The organism is Eubacterium sp. BIOML-A2 (assembly GCF_009680135.1).
In the GTDB taxonomy this organism is placed as follows: Bacteria; Bacillota; Clostridia; order Lachnospirales; family Lachnospiraceae; genus Faecalicatena; species Faecalicatena contortus_B.
On the sequence record NZ_WKZK01000031.1, the window covers coordinates 44259 to 51372 of the forward strand.

5 protein-coding genes are annotated in these 7114 nt (G+C 46.9%); all 5 read left to right on the forward strand.

All coding sequences use genetic code 11. The features are described from left to right. The first annotated feature begins 7 nt into the window (after nucleotides 1–7). The 5 genes from kdpB (at nucleotide 8) to asd (ending at nucleotide 6652) form a co-directional block, all read left to right on the forward strand. The gene (kdpB, locus tag GKG43_RS12415) at nucleotides 8–2074 is read left to right on the forward strand and encodes a potassium-transporting ATPase subunit KdpB (RefSeq protein WP_025657042.1); all 2067 of its coding nucleotides are present in this window, start codon (nucleotides 8–10) and stop codon (nucleotides 2072–2074) included. Nucleotides 2075–2120: 46 nt separating this feature from the next. Then, entirely contained in the window at nucleotides 2121–2726 is a 606-nt protein-coding gene (gene kdpC, locus GKG43_RS12420; RefSeq protein WP_025657043.1) for a potassium-transporting ATPase subunit KdpC, read from the forward strand. A 600-nt stretch (nucleotides 2727–3326) separates the two neighbouring features. Continuing rightward, on the forward strand, nucleotides 3327–3956 hold the full coding sequence (locus tag GKG43_RS12425; RefSeq protein WP_025657045.1) for an epoxyqueuosine reductase QueH: 630 nt from the start codon (nucleotides 3327–3329) through the stop codon (nucleotides 3954–3956). Nucleotides 3957–4078: 122 nt separating this feature from the next. Next, nucleotides 4079–5455, forward strand: a complete 1377-nt coding sequence (argH, locus tag GKG43_RS12430) for an argininosuccinate lyase (protein WP_117440785.1) — start codon at nucleotides 4079–4081, stop codon at nucleotides 5453–5455. Between the two features lie 111 nt (nucleotides 5456–5566). Then, nucleotides 5567–6652 carry an aspartate-semialdehyde dehydrogenase gene (asd, locus tag GKG43_RS12435; RefSeq protein ID WP_025657047.1) on the forward strand — a complete coding sequence of 362 codons (1086 nt, stop codon included), beginning with the start codon at nucleotides 5567–5569 and terminating at the stop codon, nucleotides 6650–6652. Nucleotides 6653–7114: the final 462 nt, after the last annotated feature.

Here is a 7114-nt window from a genome sequence, read left to right on the forward strand (position 1 = left end):
AACGAAAATGGCAGAAAAGATGAAAGACACAATGGTGAATAAAAAGATGCTGATGCGGGCGGTAAAAGACGCATTCATCAAACTGTCACCTAAAACAGAAGTAAAGAATCCGGTTATGTTCCTGGTTTATGTATCAGCGATACTGACAACAATCCTTTTTGTTCTTGCATTGTTCGGCATCCAGGATGCAGGAGCTGGATTTATCTTAGGAATCGCAGTTATATTATGGTTTACCGTACTCTTTGCAAATTTTGCGGAGGCGATTGCGGAAGGCAGAGGAAAAGCGCAGGCAGATTCCCTGAGGGCGTCTAAAAAAGATGTGATGGCGAATAAAATTCCTGCTGCTGACCAGAAGGATCAAATCGAACATGTCAAATCAGCATATTTGAAGAAAGGGGATCTGGTGATCGTTCATACCGGGGAACAGATTCCCGCAGACGGAGAAGTTGTAGAAGGCGCCGCATCTGTCGATGAAAGCTCGATTACAGGAGAATCTGCTCCTGTAATCCGTGAGGCAGGAGGCGACAGAAGCGCAGTCACCGGCGGAACAACGGTTATATCGGACTGGATCGTTGTAAGAGTGACCAGTGAAGCAGGAGAAAGCTTCCTGGATAAGATGATCGCCATGGTGGAAGGGGCATCCAGAAAGAAGACCCCGAATGAGATCGCACTGGAAATCTTTCTGATAGCGCTGACGGTAATCTTTATATTAGTAACAGTGTCCCTGTATGCATACTCCCAATTTTCAGCGGGCCAGGCAGGAATCGAGAATCCGACTTCCGTGACATCACTGCTTGCACTGCTTGTATGCCTGGCACCGACTACGATCGGCGCGCTGCTCTCTGCAATCGGCATTGCCGGAATGAGCAGACTGAATCAGGCTAATGTACTGGCCATGAGCGGAAGGGCAATCGAGGCGGCAGGAGACGTTGATACACTACTTTTGGATAAAACAGGAACTATCACGCTTGGAAACAGGCAGGCAAGCGAGTTCATCCCCGTAGACGGACACACGGAACAGGAAGTAGCTGACGCGGCACAGCTTTCCTCTCTTCCGGATGAGACGCCGGAGGGCAGAAGCATAGTCATACTGGCAAAGGAAAAATTCAACTTCCGTGAGAGAAGTCTGGAAGAGCTTCATATGGAATTCATTCCATTTACCGCTAAGACACGGATGAGCGGAGTGAATACTGCAGAGAGTGAAATCAGGAAAGGCGCAGCAGAGGCTGTGCGTGAATATGTGGAATCATATGGGCAGAGCTTTAGCGCCCAATGCGAAGAAGTCGTACGCAGGATTGCTGAAAAAGGCGGCACGCCGCTGGTCGTAGCCAAAGATCATCAGGTTTTGGGCGTGATTTATCTAAAAGATATTATTAAATCAGGCGTGAAAGAAAAATTCGCCGATCTGCGCAAGATGGGGATTAAGACGGTTATGATTACCGGAGATAACCCGATGACAGCAGCGGCAATCGCGGCAGAGGCGGGCGTGGATGACTTCCTTGCGGAGGCAACACCGGAGGGAAAGCTGGATATGATCCGTACGCTGCAGGCAAAAGGCCATCTCGTGGCAATGACCGGGGACGGAACAAACGACGCACCAGCGCTGGCGCAGGCCGATGTGGCGGTGGCGATGAATACGGGAACACAGGCCGCAAAGGAAGCGGGAAATATGGTGGATCTGGACTCTTCGCCGACGAAACTGATCGAGATTGTCAAGATCGGAAAGCAGCTGCTGATGACGAGGGGTAGCCTGACTACATTCAGTATCGCCAATGACCTGGCAAAATATTTTGCAATCATCCCAGCACTGTTTATGGGCCTGTATCCCGGATTGGGTGCTTTGAATATTATGAATCTGCATAGTGCAGAGAGCGCAATATTTTCAGCAATCATCTACAATGCCCTGATTATCATTGCACTGATACCCCTGGCATTAAAGGGAGTAAAGTACAGGGAAGTTTCCGCAGGCAAACTATTGTCAAGAAATCTGCTGGTTTATGGATTGGGCGGAATCATTGCACCGTTTATCTGCATCAAATTAATAGATATGCTGATTGTAGCTTTAGGATTCTAAACATCAGCCAATGTGCAGGAAGTAAATAAGAAAGAGGTGTCGATAGATGAAGACTTTAAAGTCAGTAGTTGGGAAAGCGTTTCTGGCGCTTGTCATATTCAGCGTTTTATGCGGGGTAATCTATCCCTGGCTGATGACTGGCATATCACAGTTGTTTTTCAAAGATAAGGCAAATGGAAGTATAATTGAAGTAGATGGCGTGCAGTACGGAAGCGAGCTGCTGGGACAGCAGTTCACAGGTGATGAGTATATGTGGGGAAGGATTATGAATATCAATACCGAGACCTTCACAAATAAAGATGGGATGGCGACGGTATATGCAGGGCCTTCTAATAAGACTCCCGCCGGTGAGGAATTCGAAGCACAGATTCAGGAACGAGTAGAGAAAATCAAGGCAGGAAATCCAGATGCAGAGGATGAGCAGATACCTGTAGACCTGGTAACCTGTTCCGGCAGCGGCCTGGATCCGCACATCAGTGTGGACGCAGCAGAATATCAGGTTCCACGGCTTGCAAAGGAGCGGGATATGACGGAGGAAGAGGTACAGGATATCATAGAAAGGTATACGACCGGCAGATTCCTTGGTATTTTTGGAGAAAAGGTTGTAAATGTACTCCAGGTCAATCTGGCACTGGATGGAATACTAAAGTGATTTGGATGCGCAGTGGGAGCAGGATTTAGTAGAATGGGGGGAGGGCGCCGAAAAAACGGGCAGCCTGTCTCATGCCGAGAGCATATATGCCATTTTATTAATCCGCTCCGTTAACGTAAGAGACCCTAAAGGAAAAAACATAGAAAATGGTGGTCCAGCGGCATGCAACCCGAAATATGATAATTTCGGGTCTTAGGCCGCTTCAGAATTTGCAGTGAGACTGCAAATTCTGCCCACCATTTTCTATGTTTTTTCCTTAAGGGTCCCTAACGTTAACTCTAGGATTAATAAAATGGCATATATGCTACCGGCATGAGACAGGCTGCCCGGTTTTTCGGCTGGTGCATCCAGTCGGTAAAAGAGGGGCGTCCAATGGGAGTGGCTTCGAAGCCGCAGCGGCGTATGAATTCGCTTGATTGAGCGTAAAAGGCCCCGGTAATTGACTGAGGGTATTTCAATAATTATCTCCATCGAGAGTACGAACAATAAGTATATAACTTTTGGCACGTGGAATATATACTCATAAGTTGCGGGATGTCAGGGAGGTGTGATATAATACCTTCATATTATTATGAATCGATAGAAAGGTCTCAATTAAATATGAACTATCGCTATGTAAATTATCAGAAAGAACTGGACCGCCTGATTTCTTCTCTGCAGAAAGAAGGGCGGGTGCCAAGGCTTCTGCTGCACAGTTGCTGCGCTCCTTGCAGCAGTTATGTGCTGGAATATTTATCGGAATATTTTGAAATTACAGTTTTCTATTATAATCCCAATATTTTCCCGGAAAGTGAATACACAAAACGGCTGCTGGAGCAGCAGACATTAATCTCGGATATGAACTTTAAACATCCGGTTTCTTTTCTAGCCGGGAATTATGACAAAGATAAGTTCTATAGCATGGCCGCGGGCTTGGAACATGTAAAAGAAGGCGGTGAGCGCTGCTTCAAGTGTTACGAACTGCGTCTGAATGAGACCGCGCAGATGGCGGCAAAAGGCGGTTTCGATTACTTTACAACCACGCTGAGTATCAGTCCGATGAAAAATGCGGAAAAGCTGAATACAATAGGAAAAGATATAGCATCCAGATATGGAATAAAATACCTGCAGTCCGACTTTAAAAAGAAAAACGGCTATAAAAGGTCGATAGAACTCTCGAAAACACACGGGCTTTACCGCCAGGATTACTGCGGATGCCAGTTTTCGATGGAGAGCAGAAGAAAAGAATAATGAGAATATTCTGAAAACGGAACGCAAAGGGGTCAGACCCCTTTGAAATTTATTGTAGACACCAGCACGTTACTATGATAAACTAATGAGAAAATCTAAAATAGAGAAAAGAGGATCAGGAAATGGCGCAGTTATGGGGTGGTCGTTTCACAAAGGAAACGGATCAATTAGTGTACAATTTTAATGCATCAATTTCTTTTGATAAAAAGTTCTATGAACAGGATATCCGCGGGAGTATCGCGCATGTGACGATGCTTGCAAAACAGGGAATTCTGACAGCGGAAGAAAGAGAGCAGATTATAGATGGGCTGGAAGGAATTCGGGCCGATGTGGAAAACGGCGTTTTGGAAATCACGGACGAGTATGAGGATATCCACAGTTTTGTGGAGGCCAATCTGATTGAACGTATTGGGGAACCCGGGAAGAAACTACATACAGGAAGGAGCCGCAATGACCAGGTGGCTCTGGATATGAAGCTTTATACCAGAGATGAGATTCTGGAGCTGGATAAGCTGCTCAAGGAGCTTCTTGAAGTTCTTTTGAATCTAATGAAGGAAAATACGGAGACTTATATGCCTGGGTTCACACATCTGCAGAAGGCACAGCCGATCACGCTGGCACACCATCTGGGCGCATATTTCGAGATGTTCAAGAGAGACCGCTCACGTATGAAAGATATCTATAGGCGCATGAACTTCTGTCCGCTTGGTTCCGGGGCGCTGGCAGGGACGACTTATCCCCTGGACAGGGAGTACACGGCCGGGCTTCTGGATTTTGAAGGGCCGACGCTGAACAGTATGGATTCCGTGTCAGACAGGGATTATCTGATCGAACTTCTGTCTGCCATGTCAACTGTGATGATGCATCTGAGCCGTTTTTCTGAGGAGGTGATCATCTGGAATTCCAATGAATACCAGTTCGTAGAGATTGACGATGCCTACAGTACAGGAAGCAGCATTATGCCGCAGAAGAAAAATCCGGATATCGCGGAACTTGTCCGCGGGAAGACAGGACGCGTATATGGCGCACTGATGTCACTTCTCACAACGATGAAGGGAATCCCTCTTGCATATAATAAGGATATGCAGGAAGATAAAGAGCTGGTGTTCGACGCCATTGATACGACCAAGGGGTGCCTGGCGCTGTTTACCGGAATGATCCGTACCATGCGTTTTAATGAAACGCGTATGGAGAACAGTGCCAAACACGGATTTACGAATGCAACGGATGCAGCGGATTATCTGGTAAATCATGGCGTGCCATTTCGGGATGCGCATGGGATCGTAGGACAGCTGGTTCTTTATTGTATAGAAAAAAATATTGCGCTGGACGATATGTCCCTGGAAGAATTCCAGGCAATATCCCCGGTATTTGAAGAAGACATCTATGATGCAATCAGTATGAAAACCTGTGTGGAAATGCGAAACACGATCGGCGCTCCTGGAAAAGCAGCCATGGAAAAAGTTATCGCTTTGCAAGAGGCGTATTTGAGCATATAAGAAAATAATATCCCAAAGGACATCCGGTAATGTATGCCTGGTCGGGCGGGATACGCAGCAGGCTGTGGAATAAATATTGTCTAAACCAAAGGAAAAGAGAAGGAGAGAAAAATGGAACAGAAATTAAGAGTAGGAATTTTAGGCGCAACAGGAATGGTCGGACAGAGATTTATCTCTCTGCTTGAGAACCATCCTTGGTTTGAAGTAGTAACTGTAGCGGCAAGCCCGCGTTCTGCAGGTAAGACATATGAGGAGGCAGTGGGAGACAGATGGAAAATGGATACGCCAATGCCGGAAGCCGTAAAGAAACTTGTTGTGTTGAATGTGAATGAAGTTGAAAAAGTAGCTTCTACTGTGGATTTTGTATTCAGCGCGGTGGATATGACAAAAGAAGAAATCAAAGCAATTGAAGAAGAATATGCAAAGACAGAGACTCCGGTTGTATCAAACAACAGTGCACACCGCTGGACACCGGACGTTCCGATGGTAGTACCGGAAATCAATGCAGACCATTTTGAAGTAATTGCAGATCAGAAAAAGCGTCTGGGAACAACCAGAGGATTCATTGCCGTTAAGCCAAACTGTTCGATTCAGAGCTATGCCCCATGTCTTGCAGCATGGAAAGAATTTGGGCCGAAAGAAGTTGTGGCAACCACATACCAGGCAATTTCCGGAGCAGGAAAGACCTTCAAAGACTGGCCGGAAATGGTAGAAAATATTATCCCCTATATCGGCGGTGAGGAAGAAAAGAGTGAGCAGGAACCTCTCAGAGTGCTTGGAAAAGTAGAAAATGGCGAGATTGTAAAAGCAGAGCTGCCTAAGATCACATGCCAGTGTATCCGTGTTCCGGTTCTGAACGGACATACGGCTGCAGTATTTATAAACTTCGAGAAAAAACCAACCAAAGAGCAGCTGATCGATAAACTGGTAAGCTATCAAGGCTTCCCTCAGGAGGCAAAACTGCCGAGTGCTCCAAAGCAGTTTATCCAGTATCTGAAGGATGATAACCGTCCGCAGGTTAAAATGGACGTAGACTATGAAAATGGTATGGGCGTGTCCATCGGACGGCTGAGAGAAGACACCCTGTTTGATTACAAATTCGTGGGACTGTCACATAATACAGTACGCGGCGCGGCAGGCGGAGCGGTATTGTGCGCAGAGGCACTGACAGCGAAAAAATATATTCAGGCAAAATAAAGTTGGAGGGGCACCTGCCGCCAGAGCGGAGTGCCAACCCCCGAGGGGCGCATCTGGTGATTTCTGGTGCAGGCCGTTTGCAAAGAAAACGTAACATCAAAACAGGAGCCTCACAGAGAACCGACGGCATTCACTGCGTAATCTTTATGACTACGCAGCTCAGGTCGTCTTAGAATTTGCTTTGGTAAGCAAATTCTATCTCTGTGGGGCTCCTGTTTTGACGCAACGTTTTCTAATACGCACTTTGATGCACTAGAAATCACCAGATGCGTCCCCGGGAGGGGGGGCACTCCGCTCTGGCGGCAGGCTGGGCGCATCCGGCCGGGATTACGGGGGACGTTGTGGTACGGGGATGGCGGCGGGGGACTAGATGGCACAAGGTTGCTGACCAGTCAGGAGATAGGTAAGTCTTTTGTTTCAGGAGATAGGTAAGTCGATTCAACAGGTGGTAAGTCGAATTGT